Origin of the sequence: Pseudoduganella sp. RAF19, from assembly GCF_052114165.1 — a bacterium.
Lineage (GTDB): Bacteria > Pseudomonadota > Gammaproteobacteria > Burkholderiales > Burkholderiaceae_D > Rugamonas.
This window is the reverse complement of sequence record NZ_JBFREF010000001.1, coordinates 95231-119047: the sequence shown is the minus strand read 5'-3', so window position 1 is coordinate 119047 and position 23817 is coordinate 95231. Positions and strand designations below refer to the sequence as shown.

26 protein-coding genes and 1 riboswitch are annotated in these 23817 nt (G+C 60.3%); of the genes, 7 read left to right on the top strand and 19 right to left on the bottom strand.

The features are described 5' to 3' along the window. Positions 1–17: 17 nt before the first annotated feature. The 5 genes from AB4Z19_RS00570 to AB4Z19_RS00550 all read right to left on the bottom strand — a co-directional run bounded on the left by AB4Z19_RS00570 (position 18) and on the right by AB4Z19_RS00550 (position 4868). Positions 18–998 (bottom strand): NAD(P)H-quinone oxidoreductase, encoded by a 981-nt coding sequence (locus AB4Z19_RS00570; protein ID WP_442028364.1) that lies wholly within the window; start codon positions 996–998, stop codon positions 18–20. Between the two features lie 38 nt (positions 999–1036). After that, positions 1037–1615, bottom strand: a complete 579-nt coding sequence (locus tag AB4Z19_RS00565) for a TMEM165/GDT1 family protein (RefSeq protein ID WP_442028360.1) — start codon at positions 1613–1615, stop codon at positions 1037–1039. Between the two features lie 2 nt (positions 1616–1617). Continuing rightward, positions 1618–1797, bottom strand: a riboswitch (yybP-ykoY riboswitch). A gap of 97 nt (positions 1798–1894) precedes the next feature. Further along, entirely contained in the window at positions 1895–2512 is a 618-nt protein-coding gene (locus AB4Z19_RS00560) for a tetratricopeptide repeat protein (RefSeq protein ID WP_442033887.1), read from the bottom strand. Between the two features lie 47 nt (positions 2513–2559). Next, positions 2560–3321 (bottom strand): GIN domain-containing protein, encoded by a 762-nt coding sequence (locus tag AB4Z19_RS00555; protein ID WP_442028355.1) that lies wholly within the window; start codon positions 3319–3321, stop codon positions 2560–2562. A 272-nt stretch (positions 3322–3593) separates the two neighbouring features. After that, positions 3594–4868 (bottom strand): glycoside hydrolase 5 family protein, encoded by a 1275-nt coding sequence (locus AB4Z19_RS00550; protein ID WP_442029896.1) that lies wholly within the window; start codon positions 4866–4868, stop codon positions 3594–3596. 51 nt (positions 4869–4919) lie between these two features. Here AB4Z19_RS00550 and AB4Z19_RS00545 point away from each other — a divergent pair, with 51 nt between their 5' ends. From AB4Z19_RS00545 to AB4Z19_RS00525, 5 genes are all read left to right on the top strand, one after another. Continuing rightward, entirely contained in the window at positions 4920–6293 is a 1374-nt protein-coding gene (locus tag AB4Z19_RS00545) for a DUF7133 domain-containing protein (RefSeq protein ID WP_442033885.1), read from the top strand. A 134-nt stretch (positions 6294–6427) separates the two neighbouring features. Beyond that, positions 6428–8026, top strand: coding sequence for a methyl-accepting chemotaxis protein (locus AB4Z19_RS00540; protein ID WP_442034435.1), 1599 nt, complete (start codon positions 6428–6430; stop codon positions 8024–8026). Between the two features lie 43 nt (positions 8027–8069). Next, on the top strand, positions 8070–8465 hold the full coding sequence (locus AB4Z19_RS00535; protein WP_442030241.1) for an OsmC family protein: 396 nt from the start codon (positions 8070–8072) through the stop codon (positions 8463–8465). 172 nt (positions 8466–8637) lie between these two features. Beyond that, positions 8638–9063 (top strand): hypothetical protein, encoded by a 426-nt coding sequence (locus AB4Z19_RS00530; protein WP_442033883.1) that lies wholly within the window; start codon positions 8638–8640, stop codon positions 9061–9063. Between the two features lie 9 nt (positions 9064–9072). Continuing rightward, complete coding sequence (locus AB4Z19_RS00525) at positions 9073–9492, top strand: hypothetical protein (protein WP_442026652.1); 420 nt, start codon at positions 9073–9075, stop codon at positions 9490–9492. Between the two features lie 39 nt (positions 9493–9531). Here AB4Z19_RS00525 and AB4Z19_RS00520 read toward each other — a convergent pair whose 3' ends face one another. The 8 genes from AB4Z19_RS00520 to rpsO all read right to left on the bottom strand — a co-directional run bounded on the left by AB4Z19_RS00520 (position 9532) and on the right by rpsO (position 15432). Continuing rightward, positions 9532–10377 (bottom strand): sigma-70 family RNA polymerase sigma factor, encoded by an 846-nt coding sequence (locus AB4Z19_RS00520; RefSeq protein ID WP_442033882.1) that lies wholly within the window; start codon positions 10375–10377, stop codon positions 9532–9534. Positions 10378–10383: 6 nt separating this feature from the next. Further along, positions 10384–10689: a putative quinol monooxygenase gene (locus AB4Z19_RS00515; RefSeq protein ID WP_442033880.1), complete on the bottom strand. Its 306-nt coding sequence runs from the start codon at positions 10687–10689 to the stop codon at positions 10384–10386. Positions 10690–10763: 74 nt separating this feature from the next. Beyond that, entirely contained in the window at positions 10764–11225 is a 462-nt protein-coding gene (locus AB4Z19_RS00510) for a YciI family protein (protein WP_442026655.1), read from the bottom strand. Positions 11226–11238: 13 nt separating this feature from the next. Further along, complete coding sequence (locus AB4Z19_RS00505) at positions 11239–11682, bottom strand: hypothetical protein (RefSeq protein ID WP_442026656.1); 444 nt, start codon at positions 11680–11682, stop codon at positions 11239–11241. A 55-nt stretch (positions 11683–11737) separates the two neighbouring features. Beyond that, on the bottom strand, positions 11738–12352 hold the full coding sequence (locus tag AB4Z19_RS00500; RefSeq protein WP_442026657.1) for a GNAT family N-acetyltransferase: 615 nt from the start codon (positions 12350–12352) through the stop codon (positions 11738–11740). After that, entirely contained in the window at positions 12316–12576 is a 261-nt protein-coding gene (locus tag AB4Z19_RS00495; protein ID WP_442034433.1) for a lysozyme inhibitor LprI family protein, read from the bottom strand. Before AB4Z19_RS00495 ends, AB4Z19_RS00500 begins: the two co-directional genes overlap by 37 nt. A 295-nt stretch (positions 12577–12871) precedes the next feature. Next, entirely contained in the window at positions 12872–14995 is a 2124-nt protein-coding gene (gene pnp / locus AB4Z19_RS00490; protein WP_442033878.1) for a polyribonucleotide nucleotidyltransferase, read from the bottom strand. A gap of 167 nt (positions 14996–15162) precedes the next feature. Then, positions 15163–15432 (bottom strand): 30S ribosomal protein S15, encoded by a 270-nt coding sequence (rpsO, locus tag AB4Z19_RS00485; RefSeq protein WP_442026659.1) that lies wholly within the window; start codon positions 15430–15432, stop codon positions 15163–15165. Positions 15433–15575: 143 nt separating this feature from the next. Here rpsO and AB4Z19_RS00480 point away from each other — a divergent pair, with 143 nt between their 5' ends. Continuing rightward, positions 15576–15917 carry a hypothetical protein gene (locus AB4Z19_RS00480; protein WP_442033876.1) on the top strand — a complete coding sequence of 114 codons (342 nt, stop codon included), beginning with the start codon at positions 15576–15578 and terminating at the stop codon, positions 15915–15917. A gap of 230 nt (positions 15918–16147) precedes the next feature. Here the strand turns inward: AB4Z19_RS00480 and AB4Z19_RS00475 are convergent, their stop codons facing one another. The 6 genes from AB4Z19_RS00475 to AB4Z19_RS00450 form a co-directional block, all read right to left on the bottom strand. Next, on the bottom strand, positions 16148–17056 hold the full coding sequence (locus AB4Z19_RS00475) for a bifunctional helix-turn-helix transcriptional regulator/GNAT family N-acetyltransferase (protein ID WP_442026661.1): 909 nt from the start codon (positions 17054–17056) through the stop codon (positions 16148–16150). A gap of 119 nt (positions 17057–17175) precedes the next feature. After that, positions 17176–17493: a hypothetical protein gene (locus tag AB4Z19_RS00470; RefSeq protein ID WP_442029862.1), complete on the bottom strand. Its 318-nt coding sequence runs from the start codon at positions 17491–17493 to the stop codon at positions 17176–17178. 122 nt (positions 17494–17615) lie between these two features. Beyond that, positions 17616–18713, bottom strand: a complete 1098-nt coding sequence (locus AB4Z19_RS00465) for a hypothetical protein (RefSeq protein ID WP_442033874.1) — start codon at positions 18711–18713, stop codon at positions 17616–17618. Further along, positions 18710–20248, bottom strand: a complete 1539-nt coding sequence (locus AB4Z19_RS00460) for a 2-isopropylmalate synthase (RefSeq protein WP_442033872.1) — start codon at positions 20246–20248, stop codon at positions 18710–18712. Before AB4Z19_RS00460 ends, AB4Z19_RS00465 begins: the two co-directional genes overlap by 4 nt. Positions 20249–20287: 39 nt before the next feature. Next, on the bottom strand, positions 20288–21139 hold the full coding sequence (pssA, locus tag AB4Z19_RS00455) for a CDP-diacylglycerol--serine O-phosphatidyltransferase (RefSeq protein WP_442033870.1): 852 nt from the start codon (positions 21137–21139) through the stop codon (positions 20288–20290). A 74-nt stretch (positions 21140–21213) separates the two neighbouring features. Beyond that, entirely contained in the window at positions 21214–21969 is a 756-nt protein-coding gene (locus tag AB4Z19_RS00450) for an SIMPL domain-containing protein (RefSeq protein ID WP_442029535.1), read from the bottom strand. Between the two features lie 154 nt (positions 21970–22123). Here AB4Z19_RS00450 and AB4Z19_RS00445 point away from each other — a divergent pair, with 154 nt between their 5' ends. Continuing rightward, positions 22124–23743 carry an alkaline phosphatase family protein gene (locus tag AB4Z19_RS00445; protein WP_442033868.1) on the top strand — a complete coding sequence of 540 codons (1620 nt, stop codon included), beginning with the start codon at positions 22124–22126 and terminating at the stop codon, positions 23741–23743. Positions 23744–23817: the final 74 nt, after the last annotated feature.

Genomic DNA, 23817 nt, shown 5'->3' with positions numbered 1-23817 from the left:
CGGCGGCGGAAGCCGGGTCAAACCACCTGAAGCATGATCTTGCCAATGTGTTGGCTGGATTCCATAAGGGCGTGCGCTGTGGCCGCCTGCTCCAGCGGGAAGCTTTCATAAATGACGGGCTTGATATCCCCTGCCTCGATCAGCGGCCACACCTTCTCGCGCAACTGGCGCGCAATGGCTGCCTTGAAGGCCACCGAACGCGGGCGCAGGGTCGAGCCGGTCACGGTCAGGCGGCGGCGCAGCACCTGGCCCAGGTCGATCTGGGACTTGGCGCCGCCCAGCAGCGCGATGATGGCGATGCGGCCGTCATCGGCCAGGCAGCCCATCTCGCGCGGCAGATAGTCTCCGCCCACCATGTCCAGGATGACATCGACACCAATGTCGCCGGTCAGCTGCTTGACCACCGCCGCGAAGTCTTCGTTGCGGTAATTAATGCCGCGCTCGGCGCCCAGCGCTTCGCAGGCGCGCGCCTTCTCATCGCTGCCCGCGGTGGCAAACACACGGTGGCCCAGCGCGCTGGCCAGCTGGATCGCCGACACGCCGATGCCCGAGGTCCCGCCCTGCACCAGCAGCGACTCGCCCTTGCCCAGCTGGGCGCGGTCGAACACATTGCTCCAGACGGTGAAGAAGTTCTCCGGCAGCGAGGCCGCTTCCAGTGGCGACAGGCCGCGCGGCACCGGCAGGCATTGCTCCACCGGCGCGGTGACGTATTCGGCATAGCCGCCGCCCTGCACCAGGGCGCACACCATGTCGCCGATCTTGAAGCCCGTCGCGCCCATATCGCCGTCGACAATCTCGCCCGCCACTTCCAGGCCCGGCAGATCGCTGGCGCCCGGCGGCGGATTGTAGCTGCCGAGGCGCTGAAACACGTCCGGACGGTTGATGCCGGCCGCGTGAACCTTGATGCGCACCTCCCCTTCTTTCGCGACGGGCAGCGGGCGTTCGCACAGCCGCAGCACATCGGCGGGTCCGGGCTTGCTGATTTCGATTGCGCGCATCATGGTGGCCTCCTCGGTAAAGGGAGGATTCTACCGCGTCAGAATCCGAAGCGCGCTCCCATGCCGGTCAGCGTGGCGAGGCCCAGCAGCGCGAACATCACGGCCGCTGCGCCATGCACCAGCTTCATGGGAATGCGGCGCGACAGGCGGTCGCCGATAAAGACAGCAGGTACGTCGGCGATCAGCATGCCCAGCGTGGTGCCGGCCACCACGATCAGCGGCGCGCCGTAATGCGCAGCCATGGCGACGGTGGCGAACTGGGTCTTGTCGCCCATCTCGGCCAGGAAGAAGGCGATCAGGGTGGCGCCGAATACACCGAAGCGGGCGGCTGGCGTGGATTCTTCTTCATCGATTTCGTCGGGAATCAGGGTCCAGGCGGCCATGGCGAGGAAGCCGAGGCCCAGGGTCCAGCGCAGCACTTCGGGCGTCAGCACGGACATGATCCAGGCGCCCAGCGCACCGGCGATGCCGTGGTTGACGAGGGTGGCGGCCAGGATGCCGAGAATGATCGGGACCGGCTTGCGGAAGCGCGCAGCGAGACAGAATGCGAGGAGCTGGGTCTTGTCGCCGATTTCAGCGAGAGCGACGACACCAGTAGAGACGAGGAATGCTTCCATTTGATTTCCCAGGCCGGGCACGGACGAATGACCACAACACGCCCCCGGCCTAAAAATCGGCGGCGTTGTGGTCAAAGGTCTTGCCAAGCGATGGGACCGCATACGCCATGGCCTGTGGGCCAAGTGTGTTGACGTATGCCTCTCCGGGAAACGAAGAGCGGCTACTCCCCAATGACGGGGCGGATTGTACCCTAAAAGTGCCGGGGAAAGAAGCAGAACCCGCCGCAGAAAGCCGGTGGCTGCCACGATGTGGCAGCCACCAGGGTCAGGCCGTGGGTTTCAACCTCCGCCGGTACGGGAAGCGCGCGGCAACGGTGTGCCCGGCTTCCAGGACGCCGACAGCGCCTGCCCTTCCTCGACCTGCTCCGGCGTCATGCTCTTCACGACGGAGGCGCGCTGCTCGGCCGCATTGGCCGAACCGTTGGCGGCAGCCAGGTTCCACAACATGTAGGCGATCACATTATCCTGCGGCATGCCGCCGATGTGATAACGGTACATCAGGCCCAGCACCTGCTGCGCTTCCGCGTGGCCCTGCTCGGCAGCCTTGCGGAACCAGATCACAGCCTGCTTGTGGTCCTGGATCACGGCATTGCCCGTGTAATACATGGCGCCCACCACATACTGCGCATCGGCCTTGCCCTTGGCGGCAGCCTTGCGGTGCCAGGCCAGCGCCTGCTTGTAGTCCTGCGGCACGCCGCGGCCCATGTAGTACATCAGGCCCAGCAAATGTTCCGCGTCCGCGTTGCCGGCCTGGGCCAGCGGGAAGATCTCTTTATAGGCCAGCGTATAGTTTTTATTGTTGTAGGCCATGGCGCCTTCGGCAAAGCCAGCCAGCGCCGGGAGCGGGAGCCCCAGCGCGATGCCTAACGCCAGTAATATGCCTCTTAGTTTTTTCATAGTGCTTTGTATTTATTCCGTTCTTTTCGCACAACCAGATTTGTCTCTTATTTCCAGCTGACTTTGCCCAGCCCGTCTACGCTGACGTTGCGGTTCTGCGGCTTGCCGTACACGGTGACCGACCCCAGCCCGCTCAGGTTCAGCGTCGCATTGGTGCGGGCATTGACGGTGGCGTTACCCAGTCCGCTCAAGTCCAGGTTCACATCGTCCACCTGGAACTGCTGGGCGTTCAGTCCGCCCAGTCCACCCAGGGTTGCGTTCAGCTGCTTGCTGCGCCCGCCGATGGTGATGTAGCCGGCGCCTTGCAAATCCAGATCCACGTTATCGTTTTCAGTTACCCACACATGCATGCTGCCCACGCCGCCCAGATTGGCCTTCAGCTGCTTGTAGTCACAGACCACTTTCATGCTGCCGGCGCCGTCCAGGGTCAGGTCGATCCGGTCGCCGCTAAAGCCGCTGACTTCCGTGGTGCCAACACCTTCCGATACCAGTTCACGCAACTGCGGCAGCGTCAGCTCGACCCTGACCGTTGACTTGTTCAGCTTGACCCCATGGTTCTCGGTGTCGAGGTGCAAGGTGTCGCCTGTCTGTACTGCCGTGACCTTGGTCACGTAGCGCTTGTCGCCAATGATGTTGAGCTGCGGCGTGGCGCCCTGCTTCAGCTTGAGATCAATCACGCCATCCAGCTTGACGCGGACCACGCGGGCATCGACTGCACGGCTTTCCGTCGTATTGTCATCGGCGCGGGCCAGCCCAAGGGTCACGCACAGGGCGGTAAACAGCAGGCCAATGCGGAAATTCATCTTCATCTCGAAATCCTTCAGGTTGTCAGCAGCAAATTACAGGTTGGCGGCAACCATAACGTAAGGGAGTTCAAGCGTGTTCACAATAGCCAGCAGAGTGCTGCAAATCATTACAGCGGCGACAGCCAGGGCTTGTTTTTTAGCGTTCTTCTTCATTTTGACCCCCCTTTCTTATTCAATTGGTTTTCTATGGTTGCATCATATCGGCATCACCCCGCCCTATCACGGGAATTGCGACGAAATGCAAAAAACGGGGATCAGGCGTCAAAATCCGGCACTTACCGCATGAGACGCAGCTTGCCAGCATAGAGGCGGATGACGTCCAGCGTGCCCTGGTCCGAGTCGAAAACCGAGTACAGGCCCTGCTCTTCCTGGGGCGGATCGCCCAGGAAGTCATTTCCTTCTTTCCACCAATAGTCGGGATTGGCCGCCCGCCCTGCACCGCTCCAGGCCCAGAAATTGAAGCCGGCTATCGGATCGCCCTGCGCCGCGCGCGTGGCCACCAGATCCAGCACCTCGCGGTAAAAGCGGTCGCGCCCCTCGGTGCCTGAGCGGCGATCGAATGCGCCGCCATCACGGCCCCAGCCGAATTCCTCCAGCACGATAGGCTTGCCCAGCTTGGCGGCAGCGTCGATGTGCGCGTTCAGATAAGCGCGACTCAAGGACCAGGCATTGTCCCAGCTCGTGGTCCAGCCCCAGTTCTTCGGCCACAGGTGGTAGGTCAGGTAGTCCACCTGCGGGCTGCGGTGGGCGCGTTCGAACAGGGCCGGATCGCGTGATGCGCCGACCACGCCCTCGCTGCCGGTGCTCACCAGGTGACTGGAGTCCAGGCTGTGGATGTATTTCGCCGTATCGTCGATCCACTGCACGTAGGCGTCACGCTCGGCGGCGCCCGGCTTGCTGCCACCCGGCCGCGGCTCGTTCGCCAGTTGCCAGGCCATGATGGTGGCATCGGCCGCATACGATTTGCCGGTCACCGTGTTCTTGCGCTGCACGATGCTGCGGATCACGCGCCGGTACTCGTCCTGCGCTTGCGGGCTGCGGTAGAAGCGCGCGGTGGCGCTCATGAAGCCTTCATAGTCCTTAGTCACGTTCGGGTCGATGGCGGGCGTGCCCTCGAACCAGTTCAGATACTGGGTCATGCCGCCGGACCACTGCCAGAAATTGTTCAGGTACAGTACCGCGGTCATATCCCGCCGCGCCATTTCGGCCAGCAGGAAGTCGAGGCCTTGCAGCAGCGCTTCATCATATTGGCCGGGCGCGGACGTGGTGGCGGGCCGCACGGCGCTGGGCATGACGGTCTTTTCGGAGACGGCCAGCACGCGCAGATTGTTGATGCCCAGCGCCTTCAGCGCATCCAGCTCCTTGCCCAGCCGCGCGCGGTCGCCCGGCTTGCCGGCCGCGCCCAGATAGCCGCCATACCAGAGATTCGCACCCGCGATGTAGTACGCCTGGCCGTCGCGCTCGAAATGCGTGCCTCTGACTTTGACGAAATCCGCCGCTGCCGCATTCAGTGCAAGCAGGCAGGCCAGTGCTGCCAACATCTTATTCATGTACTTTTTCCTTTATGATGCGGGCATTGCCAACCACTGCCGGAGAAAACAATGAATAAAGCTCTCGTCGCAGCAGCCTTGCTGTGCCTCGGAGTCTCCGCCCACGCCGCCGATGTCGCGGCTTCGGCCAAACTGTACCAGACCTATTGCGCGTCCTGTCATGGCGTGAATCTGCAAGGCGGCGAAGGCCCGAGCCTGGCGGATGCGAACTGGATTCATGGCGAGCCGACCCAGGCCAATCTGGAGCGCATCATCACCAAAGGTGTCCCGGACAAGGGCATGCCCGCCTGGTCGCCAACGCTGAAAAAAGAACAGATCACGATGCTGGCCGAGTACATCTCGCCAAAGTCCGCCGCTGCCCGCAAGGCTGCCATGCCGGCCGCCGGGAAATCGCTGGCGGGCCTGAAGCTGCCGAAAGGCTTCAGCATTTCCATCTACGCCGACAACGTCGAGAACGCACGTGAAATGGCCGTCTCGCCGAGCGGCATCGTGTACGTGGGCTCGCGCAAGCCCGGCAAAGTCTATGCGCTGATCGACGAAAACAAGGACGGCGTGGTCGACAAAGTGGTGACGGTGGCTGAAGGCCTGCACCTGCCGAACGGCGTGGCCTACCTGAACGGCGACCTGTATGTGGGCGAGATCAACCGCATCCTGAAGTTCGCGGACATCGACCGCACCTACGCTTCCAAGCCATCCTACAAAGTGATCAAGGACGACCTGCCAAAAGAAACCTGGCACGGCGAGAAGTACATCAAGGCCGGCCCGGACGGCAAGCTGTATGTGCCGATCGGCGCGCCCTGCAATGTCTGCAACAAGGAAGACGAAGCCTACTCCAAGATCTGGCGCATGAACCCGGACGGCAGCAACTGGGAAATGGTGGCGCGCGGCGTGCGCAACACCGTCGGCTTCAACTGGCACCCGCTGACCAAGGAAATGTGGTTCACCGATAACGGCCGCGACGAAATGGGCGACAACACGCCGTCCTGCGAACTGAATTACGCGCCGAAGACCGGCATGCACTTCGGCTTCCCTTACTGCCACGGCGGTGTGGTGCCTGACCCCGACTTCGCCAACGGCCGCAAGTGCGAAGAGTTCACGCCGCCCGCCGCCAAGCTTGGCCCGCACGTGGCGCCGCTGGGCATGGCCTTCTACACCGGCACCGCCTTCCCTCAGGCCTACCGCAACCAGCTGTTCATTGCCGAACACGGCTCCTGGAACCGCGCCAACAAGATCGGCTACCAGGTGCGCCTGATCACCCTGTACAACAACCAGGTGGTCAGCGACACCGCCTTTATCGACGGCTTCCTGCAAGGCGAAGAAGTCAGCGGCCGCCCGGTCGACGTGGCCATGCTGGCCGATGGCTCCATGCTGGTGTCCGACGACTACGCCAACCGCGTTTATCGCATCACCTATACGGGCAAATAATCGGCCTGTCTGGCGGCACCGGGGGGGGAACCGGCGCCGCCAAGTCCCTGATTCTGTTACAAAATTTCAGTTGCCATGAGGCAATTAAAGTGTGAGAATTGGTGACATTCATTCGTGTAACCTTCACTTATAAAATGTTCCCCGACCTCTCCATCCGGTCGCGCCTGATCGCGACCTTCGCCCTGCTGGGCGCTGTAATTTTCGCCGTGGGCGCCATGGGCATTTATGGCATGAATTCCACCAATGCCGCCCTGACCGACACCTACACCAACCAGATGGCCTCCAGCATGGCAATCGGCTCGGCCAAGAACTTCCTGGCGCGTGCACGCTTCTCGCTGGACCGCGCCGCTCTGCACCCCGACGGTCCCGACGCGCCGGCGGCAATCGAGCGCGCCGAAGGCTTCATCGCCGACGCCGACAAGGCCTGGCAGCGCTATCTGGCCCTGCCGGCCGATGCCGATGAAAAGGCGCTGGCCGCAAAAATGGCGGCCACGCGCGACGCCTTCGTCAAAGACGGCCTGCTGGCCCTGGCCAAAGCCATCCGCGAGAAGGATCTGCCGCAGGCCGATGATCTGGCGACGCGCCGTGTGTCCCCGCTGTTCCGCACCTACGACGAGGCGTCGAATGCGCTGGAAGACTATCAGCTGAAAGGCGCCGCCGCCAATTACGAAGCCAGCCAGACGCTGTTCAGCCACACTTCGAAGCTGACCGTGGCGGCCATCGTCATCGGCATCGTGCTGATGATTGCATCCGGCGTGCTGACCATGCGCGCCATCATGCGTCCGCTGTCGCAAGCGCTGAATCATTTCGACGAAATGGCCGCCGGCAATCTGGCCCAGCGCATCCACGTCGAACGCCACGACGAAATGGGCATGCTGATGAAGGGCCTGGAAAAAATGCAGCAACAGCTGGCCGGCACCGTGCGCCGCGTGCGTGAAGGCAGCAGCGCTATTGCCTCGGCCAGCGGCGAAATCGCAGCGGGCAACCTCGATCTGTCCGCGCGCACCGAACAGCAGGCCGCATCGCTGGAAGAAACCGCCGCATCGCTGGAAGAACTGACCGGCACCGTGCGCCAGAACGCGGACAACGCACGCCAGGCCAATCAGCTGGCGGTGTCGGCATCCGACGTGGCGCAGCAAGGCGGCCAGATCGTGTCGCAGGTAGTCGATACCATGGGCGTGATCAACACGTCCTCCGGCCGCATCGTGGACATCATCTCCGTCATCGACAGCATCGCCTTCCAGACCAATATCCTGGCGCTGAATGCGGCAGTGGAAGCGGCGCGCGCCGGTGAACAGGGCCGTGGCTTCGCGGTCGTCGCATCCGAGGTGCGCAACCTGGCGCAGCGCTCGGCCGCCGCGGCAAAAGAAATCAAGGAATTGATTACCGAGTCCGTGAACAACGTAAACGCCGGCGCAGCCCTGGTCGACAAAGCCGGCGCCACCATGAACGAAATCGTGGCCAGCGTCACGCGCGTGACCGACATCATGGGCGAGATCATGGCCGCCGGCGATGAGCAAAGCGCGGGCATCGATCAGATCAACCAGGCCATCGCACAGATGGACCAGGTCACGCAGCAGAACGCGGCCCTGGTTGAAGAAGCCACCGCCGCTGCCGCCGCAATGCAGGAACAGGCGGGCGAACTGGATGAGATGGTGAGCGTATTCCGCGTGTCCAGCACAGATGCAAATCGCCGTGTGGCACACCCGCAACCACTGCGTCTGGCCGCCTGAAGCCAGATTAGAATAGGCGCTTCTCTTGCAGGAGGAGCGCCCAGTGAAAATCTCTGCCACCGTCCGGAACTCATACAAAGTCCACGAAGCGCACGTCAGCACCGACGGCGCAGCCCAGTCGCTTGCAGTCCCGATGAAAGCAGCGGGCAAAGGCTCGGCCGTCAACGGTGGCGAATTCCTGATGCTGGCCCTGGCCACCTGCTACTGCAACGATCTTTATCGGGAAGCCGAGCTTAAACACATCGCCATTAACAGTGTCGAAGTCGAAGCCAGCGCCGACTTTCCCGGTCCCGGCCTCGCCGCCACGAATATCCGCTATTCCGCCCGCGTACTTTCCACCGCACCGGATGATGTTATCGAAGCCCTCCTGCGCCATACCGACGCCATTGCCGAAGTTCATAACACGATTCGCAATGGCGTTCCCGTCCGGATTATCTGACTCATTTCCGAAATAATAATTTTCGATGCGATCGGTCACCGGATATTTACCGAATCGGTAGCCCGTTTTTCATCAAAATATATTAATGCGCCTTTTTAGGACGCTCGCCTATAGTGTTATAGCCGGTACCAAGAAATAATAAACCGGTAATAACATAAAGAAGGGAGTAGCCATGAAAGGGAAAATTGCCCTGCTGGGCTTGTGCGCCTGCGCGCTTGTTCAAACAAGCCAGGCGCAGCAGTCTGACGTCGGACAAGTGATTATTCCGGCACTAAAAAACCTCGAAATCAAACGCGTTTATATGGCCCCGGAGGATTTCAAACCTTACAAGGGAGATTATAATCTCTCCAACGGAAAAACCATGGTGCTGCGGCGATTTAATGCCCGCATGTTTGCCCAGGTTGGAACTCAAAGTGAACACGAAATTGTCCCCACCGGCAATGGGAAATTCTCCGCGCTCGACCGCACCATGCAGATGGAACTGACTGTAGAAAGGGATGGCGATATTACTGGAACCATGAGTTATATTGATGAGGATATCCAGAAAAACGCAGCTGCATTGCCTGAAGCGACGATTATTACTGTCGCAATACGTTAGGAGGCCGCCATGCGACGGCTTTCGACTCTGCTCGCTTGCGGCCTGCTGATCGGCAGCGCCACGGCTCAGGAGACGGGCGGCACCGACCGGGTGCTCGTCCCCGCCGCACGATCCAGTGCGAAACCATACTTTCTCTGGCCTGACGATCTGGCCGATTACAAGGGCGAATACTATTTATCCAACGGCAAGCGGATGTACATCAACCGCATTGGCCGGCGCTTGTATGCACACATCGGCAAGCAGAAAGAACATGAAATCCGGCCGACGGGCGAACACCTGTTCGAAGCCATCGACGGAACCATGTCCCTGAACATCGTCATCTCAAGACAAGGCTACGTTAGTGGGCGTATCGCCTACATCGACGAAGAAGCCTCCCCAACCACGGCGAACTACCCGCCGCTGGTCTTCGTCTCGCTGGCCGCACGCTAGGCGTGGACAAAAGCCGCCAGGGCTTGTGTACTGGCGGCTTTAATTCAGCCGCATCCAGTCAACCGCTTCCATCGCATAGGGCGCGAACAGGAAATCGCGGATTGCGGTGATCTCATTGCCGCGCCAGTCGATCAGCACGAAGGCCGTCGGCTTTTCCGCTGCGCCGTCAAACACCAGCATTGCCGGACGCCCTTCGACCGCGCCCAGGGCAAAGCGCCACCGCGTCTCTTCCGAATAACGCGTGAAGTAGCGCTTGATGCTCTCGCGGCCTTCGAGTTTGAGCCTGTTCACCAGATCGAGTTTCACATCCTCGGCCAGCATGGCGCGGATCGCATCGAAGTCGCCGCTCTGGAACAGTTGAACATAGTTGGTGAGCTTTTCGCGGCTGTCCTGAGGCATCAGCGGCACGCGCGTATCGTCCGGCTGTTTGGCCAGTTCGCGCAAGGCGACCCGGCCGCGCTGCAGCGCCGACTTGGCGGCAGCTGGCGTGCAATCGGCGATGGTGGCGATTTCTTCGACCGAATGTCCCAGCACATCTTTCAGGATGACCGCGCAGCGCTGCAGCTCAGGCAGCTGCAGGAAGGTCTGGAAACCGACCATCAGGATTTCCGCTTCCGGCGGCGTTTCGGCTTCAATGTCCTCGGTGAGCGGAACCACATTGCTGCGGGCGCGCCTGCGCAAGAAGTCGAGGCTGGTGTTATGGGCTATGCGCATCAACCAGCCTCCGATATTCTCCACCTCTGCGCCCTCCTCCCGCGCCTGCAAGGCTTTGATCAGCGCATCCTGCAGCACATCCTCGCCGTCGACGGAAGACCCGGTCATGCGCGCGCAATAGCGGTGCAGCCGTGGCCTCAATTCCTGCAAGCGCTGTTCGAAGTCTTCCATTGCCCCTCACCTCACTTCATTGAAAACGGTCTCGCCCATCATCGACTCAAACTTTGCCAGCTCGGCGATTTGCGGAAAATAGGCCTTCATCCGTGCGTCAGCCCGCATCGCTTCAACCGCGTCCGGCGACTCCCACTCCGAATAAATGACGACACTCGCCCCATCCTTCGCCGCAATCAGGCGGCTCGTCTTCCATCCGCCAAGCGTGCTGACCACGCTCTCGATATTCCGCTTCAACAGCGCCACCAGCGCCGCCTGGTTCGCTGGGTCCACCTTCAGATTATTGATGAGAACAACAGATTGGTTTGCCATGATGTGCCTCCTTTAATGTAGACACAGCTAAGACGAACCAGCGCAGCAAAACGGATCGCGAAGCGCAAAAAAATTTATTCTTTGCCCGGCTTGATGATTTTGGAATGGGTCTGGTTAACGCCCATCAGCGCCGCGGAGCCAAAGTGGGCATGGTATTCGGCTACCATTTCGCCTTTGATGATGACCGGGTCGGTGGCCACAAGCTTTCTGGCCTCGTCGATGCTGTCGACCGCGAAAATGAAAATCCCGCGCGCACCCTCGACGCCATCCAGCGGCCCGGCATAGGCAAGCTTGCCTTCGTTGGCCAGGCGCTGAATATTGGCCATGTGGCCAGCAAACATCTCGGTGCGTTCCTGGCCGGCCGGCACCTTGTTCGGCCCTGTGCGCAGCACAACGAATACATATCGGCGCATGCCGTGATCGTCAGCGCCAAGGGACCTGGCCAGTTCCGCATCATATGCCGGTGGTGTTGGAGTCTGGGCTTGCGCCGAAAAGGCCAGTACCAACAGCGCCAATGCCGCGAAGATCTTTTTCATTGTTATCCCCTTTTTATGGTTGATCCAACAGATGAACGACCGCCTGGGCAAATGCGTCATAGCCGTCGCCATCTCTCGCGCACACAAACTTAACATAGTCGCGCAACACGGCCTTCTGCTCTGGCGAAAGCAGCCCGATCACACGGGGTCCTTGTCCCAACCAATACAGCACCCGCTCGACATTGGTGTCCGACGCCACGGGATCTTCTATGTCAGCGATAAGATAAGCCGGCAGGAAGTATGCAAACGCCTGCTCGGTGAAGACATTCGGCGCAAAGTCCAGGGCGCGCAAGCGCGTTGCACTGTGTCCGTGCCACGACTTTCCCGCGAAGTAAGCGGCGACGCCCTCATCCTCATTTGTAGGGCGCGAGATATTCTGCCGGTCCGGCGGCACAGCGTCTTGCCACGCTGCTTTGATGCGAATGATAAGGTGGTGGGATTCGAGCATTTTCTGCACGGTCATTCCCCTATTGGCTTATGTTGCGATAACTGGGCGACAAGAGAATAGCATGCTATGTCTCGCGCCAGTCCTCAGCCAATAAGGAATACTGCAATAAGTCGTGATGCCTGTTGCCCCAGTATGCAACTTGCCGAAGGCGCCCTTCTTCAACAAAGCCAAGCTTCATCAACAGCGCGAGCGATGGCAGATTCCGCTCGTGAACCTGCGCTTCGACGCGATTGAGCGCCATGGCATTAAAGCCCCAGTCAAGCATCGCTTCCAGTGCCTCACGTATGAGGCCTTGACCGGTTGCAGCGCGGGACAGCTCATAACCAATGCTGCACTTCTTCCAGTTCCGGTTCCAGGCGAAGAGACCGCAAGTACCGATAAGGCCCGGCTGCCCCTTCAGCTCAATCGCCCAACGCGTACCAGGATTCGGCTGCTGGCGCCAACCGGCGAACAATTTGATCAGACCCAGCGCGCCGTCAACATCCTGCAAGGGATCGTTGCCGAACCACTGCATATGCTCGGCGTCGGAATGAATCGCAAACAGCGCCGCTGCATCGCGCTCAGTGATCTCCCGCAGGTAAAGGCGCGGTGTCTCGATAGTTGGAAATTCGGACATTGGTCCTTTCGCTTTAGCCTCGCCGATCAGAGTTTGCTGTTCATGCAGCCTGCGCTCGTGCATTCGCGAAGGCGATCCTGAAGGAAGCGCGAACGTTCAACGGTTGATGTGGTCGCGCAGTCGAGGTTCACATAGAAGCCTTTCGGATCGCGCTTTGAGCAGTTCTGATTCCGCGACTCGATCCACGCAAGCTGGCTGGTCTTCAAGGACTTCTTACCGTTGTCATCCAGCTTGGCGTTCAGCTTTTTGTAGGTATCGTTCAGTTCCTTAGCGGCTTCTTGATAGATTTTAAAAATCCGATTAACAGCGAGAACACCAGGTTCTTCATGTTTGCCCCGTTAAATTATGTCCAAAAAGCCGGCGTATCATAGCCGCCTTAGTGCTGAACAAAACTCTCCAAAAATAACCAGCTGGCCAATCGACCGCGCTGAACAGAGGGCAGCAACCTAACTTGAGGGGCAAGTCTAATTCGCGCTAAGACCTGGTTCGGCGAAAAGATCCATACAACTGGTGTCGCGCCGCATCGGCAATAAAAAAACCGCCAGGCTTGCGCGCTGGCGGTTTTGGGGGAGCGGAGCTCGATTACTGTGCAGCGGCAGCAGCAGCTTCTTCAGCTGCGGCTTTCATCGACAGTTTCAGGCGGCCGCGGTCGTCGGTTTCCAGAACCTTGACGCGTACTTGCTGGCCTTCTTTCAGGTAGTCGGCAACGGCGTTCACGCGCTCGTTGGCGATCTGAGAGATGTGCAGCAGGCCGTCTTTGCCAGGCATAACCTGAACGATGGCGCCGAAGTCCAGCAGCTTCAGGACGGTGCCGTCGTAGCACTTACCCACTTCCACGGAAGCGGTCAGTTCTTCGATGCGGCGCTTGGCTTCCTGGCCAGCGGCTGCGTCAACGGACGCGATGGTCACGATGCCTTCGTCGGTGATGTCGATCTGCGTGCCGGTTTCTTCGGTCAGCGCGCGGATCACGGCGCCGCCCTTGCCGATCACGTCACGGATCTTCTCTGGGTTGATCTTGATGGTGATCAGGCGTGGTGCGAAGTCGGACAGCTCGGTCTTCACAGTCGGCATGGCCTTCTGCATTTCGCCCAGGATGTGCTGGCGGCCTTCTTTAGCCTGTGCCAGTGCAACCTGCATGATTTCCTTGGTGATGCCCTGGATCTTGATGTCCATCTGCAGCGCGGTAATGCCGTTGGCGGTACCAGCTACCTTGAAGTCCATGTCGCCCAGGTGGTCTTCGTCACCCAGAATGTCGGACAGAACGGCGAAGCGGCCGCCTTCCTTGATCAGGCCCATCGCGATACCGGCCACGTGGGCTTTCATCGGCACGCCGGCATCCATCAGCGCCAGGCAGCCGCCGCAGACGGAAGCCATGGAGGAGGAACCGTTGGACTCGGTGATTTCGGATACCAGGCGGATCGAGTAGGAGAACTCTTCCTGCGAAGGCAGCGCAGCAACCAGTGCGCGCTTGGCCAGACGGCCGTGGCCGATTTCACGGCGCTTCGGCGTGCCAACACGGCCGGTTTCGCCGGTGGCGAACGGCGGCATGTTGTAGTGCAGCATGAAGTCGTCGGTGTACTCGCCCATCAGCGCATCGATCTTCTGCGAATCGCGGGCGGTGCCCAGAGTCGCTACGACCAGTGCCTGGGTTTCGCCGCGGGTGAACAGGGCGGAACCGTGGGTACGTGGCAGCACGGAGGAACGGATCGAGATCGGACGCACGGTCTTGGTGTCGCGGCCGTCGATACGTGGCTCGCCTTCCAGGATCTGCGAACGCACAACCTTGGCTTCCATTTCGAACAGGATGTTGCCGACTTCAACCGAGTCAGGCGCTTCAGCGCCGTGGGCGGCAGCTTCGGCAGCCAGGTCAGCCTGCACTTCGGACGACATGGCGCGCAGCTTGTCGGTACGGGCTTGCTTGTCCTTGGTCTGGTAGGCTTCGCGGATCTTGGCTTCAGCGAAGTGCGCCACGCGGCCGATCAGGGCTTCGTTCTTGGCTGGCGCGGTCCACACTTGTTCAGGCTTGCCGCCATCGCGCACCAGTTCATGGATGGCGTCGATCACGACCTTCATCTGCTCGTGGCCGAATACCACGGCGCCCAGCATGATTTCTTCGGACAGTTGCTGTGCTTCGGATTCAACCATCAGCACGGCGGATTCGGTACCAGCCACCACCAGATCCATCTGGGAGGTCTTCAGCTGGGACGCGGTCGGGTTCAGGATGTATTGGCCGTTTTCGAAGCCAACACGGGCGGCGCCGATCGGGCCGTTGAACGGTACGCCAGCCACGCACAGGGCAGCGGAAGCACCGATCATGGAAGCGATGTCCGGATCGATTTCAGGATTCACCGACAGAACGTGCACGATCACCTGCACTTCGTTCATGTAGCCCTCTGGGAACAGAGGACGGATCGGACGGTCGATCAGACGGGAAGTCAGCGTCTCCTTTTCGGAAGGACGGCCCTCACGCTTGAAGAAACCGCCAGGGATTTTGCCCGCTGCGTAGGTCTTTTCCAGGTAGTCAACCGTCAGGGGGAAGAAGTCCTGGCCTGGCTTGGCGTCTTTACGCGCCACCACGGTTGCCAGCACGACGGTGTCGTCAACGGACACCATCACGGCGCCGGAGGCCTGGCGAGCGATTTCACCAGTTTCCAGGGTCACGGTGTGTTGGCCGTACTGGAAGGTCTTCGTTACTTTGTTAAACATGGGTAATCCCTTTCTATTTGCCGACAGATTTTCAGGAGCTGTCGTTGCACCTCACCACGGACGGCTTGTGGCCGTCTTTACTGCAATAAATACAACGTCTTAAAAGGCAAAATGCCTGCGGCAGCAAACTGACGCAGGCATTTTTTTTAAACCGGGTAACGCAAGAATTACTTACGCAGGCCGAGTTTAGCGATCAGGTCGCGATAACGGTTTGCGTCCTTGTTCTTCAGGTAGGACAGCAGGGACTTACGACGGTTCACCATCTTGATCAGGCCACGACGGGAGTGGTGGTCTTTGGTGTGCTCTTTGAAGTGGGTGTTCAGCTCGTTGATACGTGCGGTCAGCAGAGCAACTTGCACTTCTGGGGAGCCGGTGTCGTTTTGAGCACGGGCGTTATCCGCGATGATAGCGGCCTTGTTGATGTTTTCAACAGTCATGATTTACCTTTCACATGCGATGTACGGAGTCGTAACCCTGCACATCGTGAACTACGTTAATAAAGCTCCAGCCGGATGGCCAGACGCGGAAGTATAACCGTATTAGGCTTTCATGGCTACGGTTTATGACTAGAATTAGGCTCATGAAGGCCAAAACCTCCGCTATCGTTGCCATTCTGGCACTTTTACTGGCCGGCTGCGCCACTGCGCCCTCCAATCCCGCCGATTTTTCCCCGCGCACCGACGCCGCCTTCGCCGGCATTGCCCTCGGCAAGGACACGAAGGATACCATCCGCGCCACCTTCGGCCCGCCGGACGAAACCACCTACCTCGCCCTGCGCGACCTGCAAGTCTGGAGCTACCGCTACCGCCAGCAGGACGTGTGGTACTCCATGATGCACATCCACTTCGACCGCAACGGCATCGTCCGCGAACTCCAAAGCGGCCCCGACCCGGAGCGCGACGAACACCACTTCGGCTGGTAAATGGGATGCCACTCCACCCACGACTTGTCCTGCCCGATGTGCCCGCGCATCTGATCCAGCGCGAACATGACAAGCACCAATGCTCTTTCACCGACCGGGAATTCCGCCTTGGCCGCACGTCAGAGCTGGCGGCCCAGCTCTGGCGATCTGTCACGCCGGGTGCACGTGGCCGGCGCGTAAAGCCGCCGGCGCTCCCCTGGCCCATACTCACAAATGTGTTACGTCCCCATTTAAAGGTGGCGGGCCCAGGTCTGGCCGATGAGGTCTTTGCCGAAGCTGTGGTGGGCTTCTTCTTCGATCAATTCGAAGCCGGCTTTTTCATAGATGCGGCGGGCGTCGGTGAGGACGCTGTTGGTCCACAGGATCATCTTTTGGTAGCCGGCCTGGCGTGCGAAGCGCAGGCATTCTTCGACCAGGCGGTGGCCGATGCCGAGGCCGCGCGCGCTGGGTTCCACGTAGAGCAGGCGCAGTTTGGCGGTGTGTTCGTCATGGCGGACCACGAAGATGGAACCGGCTATCTTGCCGTCCTTCTCGGCGATCCAGCAGTGCTCGGATTTCGGATCGTATTCGCGCAGGTATTTGGCGACGATCTCGGCGACCAGCGCTTCAAATTCGGAGGTCCAGCCATACTCCTGCGCGTACAGCGCGCCGTGGCGATGCACGATCCAGCCCATATCGCCCGGCTGCGGATCGCGCAGCAAATAACTCGGCGCGGACTCGTTCAGCAAACTCTGGATCTGCCCCATGGCGTCGATCAGCTGATGCTGCTCCGGCGCCGACAGCCGCGCCAGCATGGCTTGCACTTCCCGCCGCGAGGTGTCGTTCAGCGGCGCAAACGTGTCCCTGCCCTGCTCCGTCAGACGCAGTTCCGCGACGCGCGCGTCGGCGGCCGAGCGCGTCTTGGCGATCAGGCCCTTGCGGACGAAACCGGCAATCACGCGGCTCAAATACCCTGCGTCCAGACCCAGTTCGCGGCAGAGGTCGGTTGCCGTCAGCGATGGGCGGTTCGCCAGCTCGTACAGAATGCGCACCTCCGTCAGCGAAAACTCGCTGCCCAGCAGATGCTCATGGAGCACGCCAATCTGACGGGTGTAGAAACGGTTGAATCGGCGAACGAGTTCAGCGCGGTCATCGAGCATGGCAAACCTCATTAGTAGCTTTAAGCAGATTATTACTTGACTTAAGCAACTAATCAAGCAAAAAAGAAGAAGCCCACCCGTTTTGGAGGCGGGCGGGCTTCAGCACCACTCGAGGAAACTTACTGGGCTGCTACGCGATCATTGTGCTTCTTGTGGGCGATAGCGCGGCTATCGCGGTTCGCCTCTCGCTCCAGGGCGCGGCGCTCTTTCTTGGTCACTTTGCCGTCGGACTTGGCGGCTGCTTCATCGGCATTCAGCTTGGCTTCGCGCTTTTCCAGGTTCTGGGTTTCTTTCGCGGTCAGCTGGCCGGAAGCGGCGCCGTTGGCGATGCGCGCTTGCTGGTTGGCTTCACGTGCATCCAGCTTCGGAGTGTTGGTCTGTGCGAAAACAGGCAGGGCCAGAGCGGAGAAGACGGCGGTCAGGAGCAGCTTTTTCATTTGTTATCCCTTTCAGTCAAAGTGAGCAAATCGCCCATGAGCAATTAACGCACCCAGCACTGCCGAGTTGACTGCAAAAGTGTTGCGAGTGTAAGCAATTGAAACCGCTTCAGGACTGAAGCTCAGGGGCCGCACGAGGTCCACTCACGCGGCGTCAACTGCTGCCCTTCGATCTTCGTCCACTCGCCGGATGCATTCGATAGCAGAAGCCCGCTGCTGGTCACAATCAAAGCGCTGCCATCGGCATTGAACTGGTAGCCGAGCATCGCGCCGTCATCTGCATCACCCGGCACGACACGCCTGTCCAGCGGCCCCTCGCTCTTCACATATACCAGTTCCTGCGGAACAGGAACGGAGGCAATGCGCGTAGCGACTGGCGCCGCGCCAATATACCGCCCCGGTTCACCGGCCGCGGCAGGGATGGCCTGCCAGGTCTTCCCGAAATCGACGCTTTGCTGCATCACCGGCATATCTTCGATCACGCGGACGGTGTACAGCCTGTCCCATCGATCCACCTGGTATTGTTGCTGCCACTCCTGCGACGAAAGCTCTGCGGCCTTCCACGTTTTGCCGCCATTTTTACTGACGTAATTTGCGTCATGCGAAGTTGCGACGATGGTGTCGCCGATAGCGGTCACGCCCTCACATGCGCTGGAACCGCTCCACGTCAGCACGGGTTCTTCGTCCACGACCGCGGAAGTTTTGTGCCCGTTGAAGTCCGTGCGTGTCAGCACGATGTGGCGCTTTCCATTGCGCTTCAGCCGGGACTTGTAGCTGATGAGACGCCGGTCGAGAATCCCCGTAGTCTGCCAGCGCCCATCCCCAGCGAGCCGGTCGACCATCAAGCCGTTGGCGCTACAGGCATACAGCCGCCCTTTGCCATCGATCGCTGGAATCATGTGTTCACCCAGCGACTCCCAGCTCCGTCCCATGTCCGGACTGCGATACAGCATATTGCTGGCGACAGCGTAAATCGATGCACCAACTAGCACCGGCCCTTGCTGCGGCACGATATCGCTGGGCCAGTTCCGGTCATCCCAGGTGGCGCCACCGTCGTCACTACCGCGTGCGCCAAATGTACCGAGGACGAGCAGTTCACCACGCTGACCGGCAACTGCCGAAATGATTTCATGCGAGTTGCAGGCCGTGCCGAATGCAGCGGATGGAATGGCACACGCCATTGCCGCCGCCATTCCGGCGACGCGATTATTGAACCTCATACCTGCGGATTGAGCCTTTCGATTTTTGAGTACAGTTTGTTCAGACCTGCCAGATAAGCTTTCGCGGACGCCACCACAATATCCGGGTCCGCGCCGACGCCATTGACGATGCGGCCCGAATGCGCCAGGCGCATCGTGACTTCGCCCTGGGACTGAGTGCCGGGGCTGATACCGTTAATCGCGAACAGCACCAGTTCCGCCCCACTCTGCGCCTTGCATTCGATGGCGTTGACCATGGCGTCGACCGGTCCATCGCCCGTGCCTTCGCAAGTGTGCTCGATGCCATCGATGGAAAACACCACTTTCGCATGCGGCAGTTCGCCCGTCTCGGAACGCTGGGACAGCGAGACGAAGCGATAGTGCTCGCCTTCCGCCGCAGCCTCTTCGCCCGACACCAGCGCCATGATGTCCTCATCAAAGATCTCGGCCTTGCGGTCGGCCAGGTCTTTGAAACGGCTGAATGCGGAATTGATTTCGGCCTCGGAATCGAGCTCGATGCCCAGCTCCTGCAAGCGCTGTTTGAAAGCGTTGCGGCCGGAGAGTTTGCCGAGCACGATCTTGTTGGCAGTCCAGCCCACGTCTTCAGCGCGCATGATCTCGTAGGTTTCCCGCGCTTTCAAAATGCCGTCCTGGTGAATGCCTGATGCATGCGCAAACGCATTCGCACCAACCACCGCCTTGTTCGGCTGCACCGCAAAGCCCGTAATCTGCGACACCATTTTCGACGCAGGCACAATCTGCGTCGTATCGATGCCGCATTCGAGGTTGTAATAGCCGCCGCGCGTGCGCAGGGCCATCACGACTTCTTCCAGTGCCGTATTCCCGGCCCTTTCGCCCAGGCCATTGATGGTGCACTCGATCTGGCGCGCGCCGCCGATCATCACACCCGCCAGCGAATTCGCCACGGCCAGGCCGAGGTCATTGTGGCAGTGGACCGACCACACGGCCTTGTCCGAATTGGGAATGCGCTCGCGCAGGCGGCGGATGGTTTCGCCAAACAGTTCGGGCACGGCATAGCCCACGGTGTCAGGGAAGTTGATGGTGGTCGCGCCTTCGGCAATCACGTTTTCCAGCACGCGGCACAGGAAGTCTTCTTCCGAACGGCTGCCGTCTTCCGGACTGAACTCGATATCGCCGGTGAATTTGCGGGCAAAGCGGATGGCCTGGATGGCTTGCTCCAGCACCTGGTCAGGCTCCATGCGCAGCTTCATTTTCATGTGCAGCGGCGAAGTGGCGATAAAGGTGTGGATGCGTTTGCGCTCGGCGGGTTCCAGCGCTTCGGCAGCGCGAGAGATGTCGCGGTCGTTGGCGCGCGACAGGGAGCAAACAGTGGATTCGCGAATGGTTGAAGCAATCGCGCGGATCGATTCGAAGTCGCCTTGCGAGGCGGCCGCGAAACCTGCCTCGATCACGTCCACGCGCAACCGTTCGAGCTGCTTGGCGATGCGGACTTTTTCTTCGCGGGTCATCGATGCGCCCGGCGACTGTTCGCCGTCGCGCAGCGTGGTATCGAAGATGATGAGGCGGTTATTCATGGTTGGTTCTCCCGGATGAAAAAGCCGCCTCCTTGAGCGCTAGCGGCGTTCGCTTTGATCCACAGGTTCGCTTGAAGTCTGCACGATGCTGACCGGCTTGCCCTTGGCCAGACGCGAGAAATACACGACGTAGCCGGACAGGCCGTACACCACGAACAGCGGGAACAGCACTTTTGGCGGGTCGATCGAAATCAGCGCAAAGAACAGCGCAATCAGGAACACCGCGATGAAGGGCACGGACTTGCGGAAGTTGATGTCCTTGAAGCTGTAGAACGGCACGTTGGTGACCATGGTCAGGCCGGCGAAGATGGCGATGGCCCAGGCCTGCCATGGATACAGCACGCCCTCCACTTCCATATCCGTCATCAGCAGCACGAAGCCCGCGATCAGCGACGCGGCCGCAGGGCTGGGCAAACCCTGGAAATAGCGCTTGTCCACCACTTCGATATTGGTGTTGAAGCGGGCCAGGCGCAACGCGGCGCCGGCGCAATACACGAATGCTGCGATCCAGCCCAGCTTACCCAGGCCTCGCAAGGAGAACTCATAAATCACCAGCGCCGGAGCGGCGCCGAAGGAAACCATGTCGGACAGCGAGTCGTATTGCGCGCCAAATTCGCTTTGCGTGTTGGTCAGGCGGGCGACGCGGCCATCAAGGCCGTCCAGCAGCATGGCCACGAAGATGGCCCAGGCGGCGTGCTCGAAGCGCTGGTTCATGGCCATGACAATCGCGAAGAAGCCGCAGAACAGTGCGCCGGTGGTGAAGGCGTTGGGCAGCAGATAGATGCCGCGTGAACGGGGACGCGCGCCTTCGCCGTGATGGCGGCGCGCAAATCGGCTGAACAGCGACTTACCTGCAGGGTTCTTGGCTCGGCGACGGGGGAATTTGGCCATACTCATCCATTTCTTATAGGTTTTTGCCCCCGTATTATAGCCGCAGCCCTGCACGGCGGACCGGATGATCCGCCCTACTTGAACTTGACTTTGCCCACGACGCGCATGTCAAGCGTAGTCTCGCCAGGCTCGAAGCTTGGCTCAGCGACTTCCTGGCTGGCGTCCTTGAAGGCGCGCGCGGCCATCATGGGAGCCGGACGGCCTTCGGCGGCGCCGGCGTAATTGCCGCTGCCTTCAAAGTCGATGGTGTCAAGCTGGGCATCGCTCAGCGGACGGCCCATGGCATTGGCAATCGACGCAATGCGCTCGTTCAGGTTCTTGTAGGTGGCGGCGATGCGCTGATCTTCCAGCTTTTTGGTCGCGGCCGGGCTCAGGCCAAAGGCGATGCCGTTCAGGGTCAGGATCTTCTGCGCCGACGACACCGTCTTCGGCAGGCCATCCAGTCTGGTGGTGGTCAGCTGCACATACTGGCCGACGCGCCAGGCGGTCGGCACGCGCGGCTTCTGCGGATTGGTTACAGGACGTGGCGGCTCGTCAGGATAGACCGGATAGGTGTAGTAGCCCTGGGTCTTCAGTTGCGCTTGCGGGTCTTCCTTCTTCAGAATTTCCAGGCCCTGCTTCATCTTCTGGTTCACGCGCGAAGCGGCAGCGGATTTGTCCTTGTCCTGCTCTTCGATGGCGAAGGTGGCCACGGCCTGGTCGTTCGGCGCAATGACTTGTCCATAAGCGGGCACGATCACCAGCGCGCCATTGGTCGGCACGGATTGCGCCATCGCGGCCTGGGCGCCCAGCACCAGTGCGGCAGCGGCTATGCTCTTCAATACGGTCATTATTGTTCTCCTTACAGGGTTTGATGAGCGCACTTTAACCGAAATTACGCGGACCACCAGGAGCAGATAGTGAACGTTTGTAACAGGAATGACATGTTTCCGTAGTAGGCTTACGCGGTTACCATTCCTGCTTTTGAATTCAGCCACTAATCACATGACCAAATATCTCCTGCCAGCGCTGGCACTGACCGCCAGTCTCGGTGCGCATGCCGCGCCAGTCAAACAAGAACCGCAACCGAAACTCGTCCTCGTGATCGCCGTGGACGGCCTGCCGCAGGAGCAGGTCACCCGCTACCGTGGCCAGTTTGGCGAAGGCGGTTTCCGCCGCCTGCTGGATCAGGGTGCGTGGTTCAACAATGCACACCAGGCGCATGGCGTGACCGTGACGGCCGTCGGCCACTCGGCGATCCTGACCGGCGCTTATCCATACGTGCACGGCATCATCGGCAATAACTGGATCGATCCGGTGACGCACGAAAGCGTGTACTGCACCGAAGACCAGAACTACAAATACGTCGGCAATGAAGTGACCGACAAGTCCGACGGTACCTCGCCGGCCAAGCTGCGTGTCGATACGCTGGGCGACGAACTGCGCTACGCCACCGGCCAGAAGGCCAAGGTGATCACGGTGTCCGGCAAGGATCGCGGCGCGATTCTGATGGCGGGCAAGACCGGCACGCCGTATATGTACATGGAAAAGAGCGGCAACTTCGCCAGCTCCACCTTCTACATGAAAGAGCATCCGCAGTGGGTGCAGCAATACCAGGCCGGCAAGCCGCAGGAACGTTATTACGGCAAGACCTGGCGCCCATTGCTGGCCGATTCGGCCTACGCGGGCGACGTGGGTGAACTGCCTAATGTCTCGCTGTACAGCGAAAGCGGCAGCCCGGATGGCCCTTACTACAAGCGCCTGAAGGAAAGCCCGTTCCTCGATGAGATGACGCTGGACTTCGCGCGCGCTGCGGTAGAAGGCGAAAACCTCGGCAAGAATCCGGCCGGCGTGCCGGACCTGCTGGGTGTGAGCCTGTCCGCACATGACCTGGTGAACCACGGCTTCGGTCCGGAGAGCGCGCTGTCGCATGATCACCTGCAGCGCCTGGACCGCATGCTGGCGGGCTTCTTCACCTACCTGGACAAGCGCATCGGCATGGACAATGTGCTGGTGGTGCTGACCGCCGACCACGGCTTCCCGAACGTGCCTGAATTCTCGTCCGGCACCCAGCATATCGAAGCGCAGCGTATCGATCCGAAAAAGCTGATCGGTGACCTGAATGCTTATCTGACGGGCAAATACGGCATCGACCAGATGGTCAACGCTTACGTAATGCCGAACATCCAGCTGAACTACCAGCAGATCGCAGCCGGCAAGCTGTCGCGCGAAGAAGTAGAGAACGTGGCCGCACGCTGGCTGCTGGCCCAGAAAGGCATCGCCGACGTCTACACCCGCACCCAGTTCGAAAACGGCGCAGTCGGCGGCACCCGCATCGCAACCCTGATGCGCCGTGCCTGGAACCGCGAGCGCTCGGGCGACCTGATGGTCGTCACCGATCCATACTGGTACTTCGGCAGCGGCACCAGCGGCACCTCGCACGGCGCGCCATACGCTTACGACACCAACGTGCCGCTGATGGTGATGGGCAAACAGTGGATCAAGCCGGGTGCCTACTCCCAGTACGCCGAAGTGGTCGACATCGCCCCTACCCTGTCCTTCCTGCTGCACGTGCGCCCACCAGCCGGCGCCGAAGGCCGCGTCCTCACCGAAGCCCTCCGCTAATCCCTCATCCCTTGCGCTGCGCCAAAACGCGCAGCGTAAGTCAACGATAAAGTCATTTGCCTGTTCCCTCACAA

What these genes read in the sequence shown, in the direction of transcription:
- pnp (WP_442033878.1), bottom strand. Translation starts at nt 14,995, where the DNA reads ATGTTTAACAAAGTAACGAAGACCTTCCAGTACGGCCAACACACCGTG.
- AB4Z19_RS00570 (WP_442028364.1), bottom strand. Translation starts at nt 998, where the DNA reads ATGCGCGCAATCGAAATCAGCAAGCCCGGACCCGCCGATGTGCTGCGG.
- AB4Z19_RS00540 (WP_442034435.1), top strand. Translation starts at nt 6,428, where the DNA reads ATGTTCCCCGACCTCTCCATCCGGTCGCGCCTGATCGCGACCTTCGCC.
- AB4Z19_RS00470 (WP_442029862.1), bottom strand. Translation starts at nt 17,493, where the DNA reads ATGAAAAAGCTGCTCCTGACCGCCGTCTTCTCCGCTCTGGCCCTGCCT.
- AB4Z19_RS00500 (WP_442026657.1), bottom strand. Translation starts at nt 12,352, where the DNA reads ATGCACGAGCGCAGGCTGCATGAACAGCAAACTCTGATCGGCGAGGCT.
- rpsO (WP_442026659.1), bottom strand. Translation starts at nt 15,432, where the DNA reads ATGACTGTTGAAAACATCAACAAGGCCGCTATCATCGCGGATAACGCC.
- AB4Z19_RS00445 (WP_442033868.1), top strand. Translation starts at nt 22,124, where the DNA reads ATGACCAAATATCTCCTGCCAGCGCTGGCACTGACCGCCAGTCTCGGT.
- AB4Z19_RS00520 (WP_442033882.1), bottom strand. Translation starts at nt 10,377, where the DNA reads ATGGAAGACTTCGAACAGCGCTTGCAGGAATTGAGGCCACGGCTGCAC.
- AB4Z19_RS00545 (WP_442033885.1), top strand. Translation starts at nt 4,920, where the DNA reads ATGAATAAAGCTCTCGTCGCAGCAGCCTTGCTGTGCCTCGGAGTCTCC.
- AB4Z19_RS00510 (WP_442026655.1), bottom strand. Translation starts at nt 11,225, where the DNA reads ATGAAAAAGATCTTCGCGGCATTGGCGCTGTTGGTACTGGCCTTTTCG.
- AB4Z19_RS00515 (WP_442033880.1), bottom strand. Translation starts at nt 10,689, where the DNA reads ATGGCAAACCAATCTGTTGTTCTCATCAATAATCTGAAGGTGGACCCA.
- AB4Z19_RS00480 (WP_442033876.1), top strand. Translation starts at nt 15,576, where the DNA reads ATGAAGGCCAAAACCTCCGCTATCGTTGCCATTCTGGCACTTTTACTG.
- AB4Z19_RS00565 (WP_442028360.1), bottom strand. Translation starts at nt 1,615, where the DNA reads ATGGAAGCATTCCTCGTCTCTACTGGTGTCGTCGCTCTCGCTGAAATC.
- AB4Z19_RS00475 (WP_442026661.1), bottom strand. Translation starts at nt 17,056, where the DNA reads ATGCTCGATGACCGCGCTGAACTCGTTCGCCGATTCAACCGTTTCTAC.
- AB4Z19_RS00525 (WP_442026652.1), top strand. Translation starts at nt 9,073, where the DNA reads ATGCGACGGCTTTCGACTCTGCTCGCTTGCGGCCTGCTGATCGGCAGC.
- AB4Z19_RS00460 (WP_442033872.1), bottom strand. Translation starts at nt 20,248, where the DNA reads ATGAATAACCGCCTCATCATCTTCGATACCACGCTGCGCGACGGCGAA.
- AB4Z19_RS00530 (WP_442033883.1), top strand. Translation starts at nt 8,638, where the DNA reads ATGAAAGGGAAAATTGCCCTGCTGGGCTTGTGCGCCTGCGCGCTTGTT.
- AB4Z19_RS00550 (WP_442029896.1), bottom strand. Translation starts at nt 4,868, where the DNA reads ATGAATAAGATGTTGGCAGCACTGGCCTGCCTGCTTGCACTGAATGCG.
- AB4Z19_RS00560 (WP_442033887.1), bottom strand. Translation starts at nt 2,512, where the DNA reads ATGAAAAAACTAAGAGGCATATTACTGGCGTTAGGCATCGCGCTGGGG.
- AB4Z19_RS00555 (WP_442028355.1), bottom strand. Translation starts at nt 3,321, where the DNA reads ATGAAGATGAATTTCCGCATTGGCCTGCTGTTTACCGCCCTGTGCGTG.
- pssA (WP_442033870.1), bottom strand. Translation starts at nt 21,139, where the DNA reads ATGGCCAAATTCCCCCGTCGCCGAGCCAAGAACCCTGCAGGTAAGTCG.
- AB4Z19_RS00465 (WP_442033874.1), bottom strand. Translation starts at nt 18,713, where the DNA reads ATGAGGTTCAATAATCGCGTCGCCGGAATGGCGGCGGCAATGGCGTGT.
- AB4Z19_RS00450 (WP_442029535.1), bottom strand. Translation starts at nt 21,969, where the DNA reads ATGACCGTATTGAAGAGCATAGCCGCTGCCGCACTGGTGCTGGGCGCC.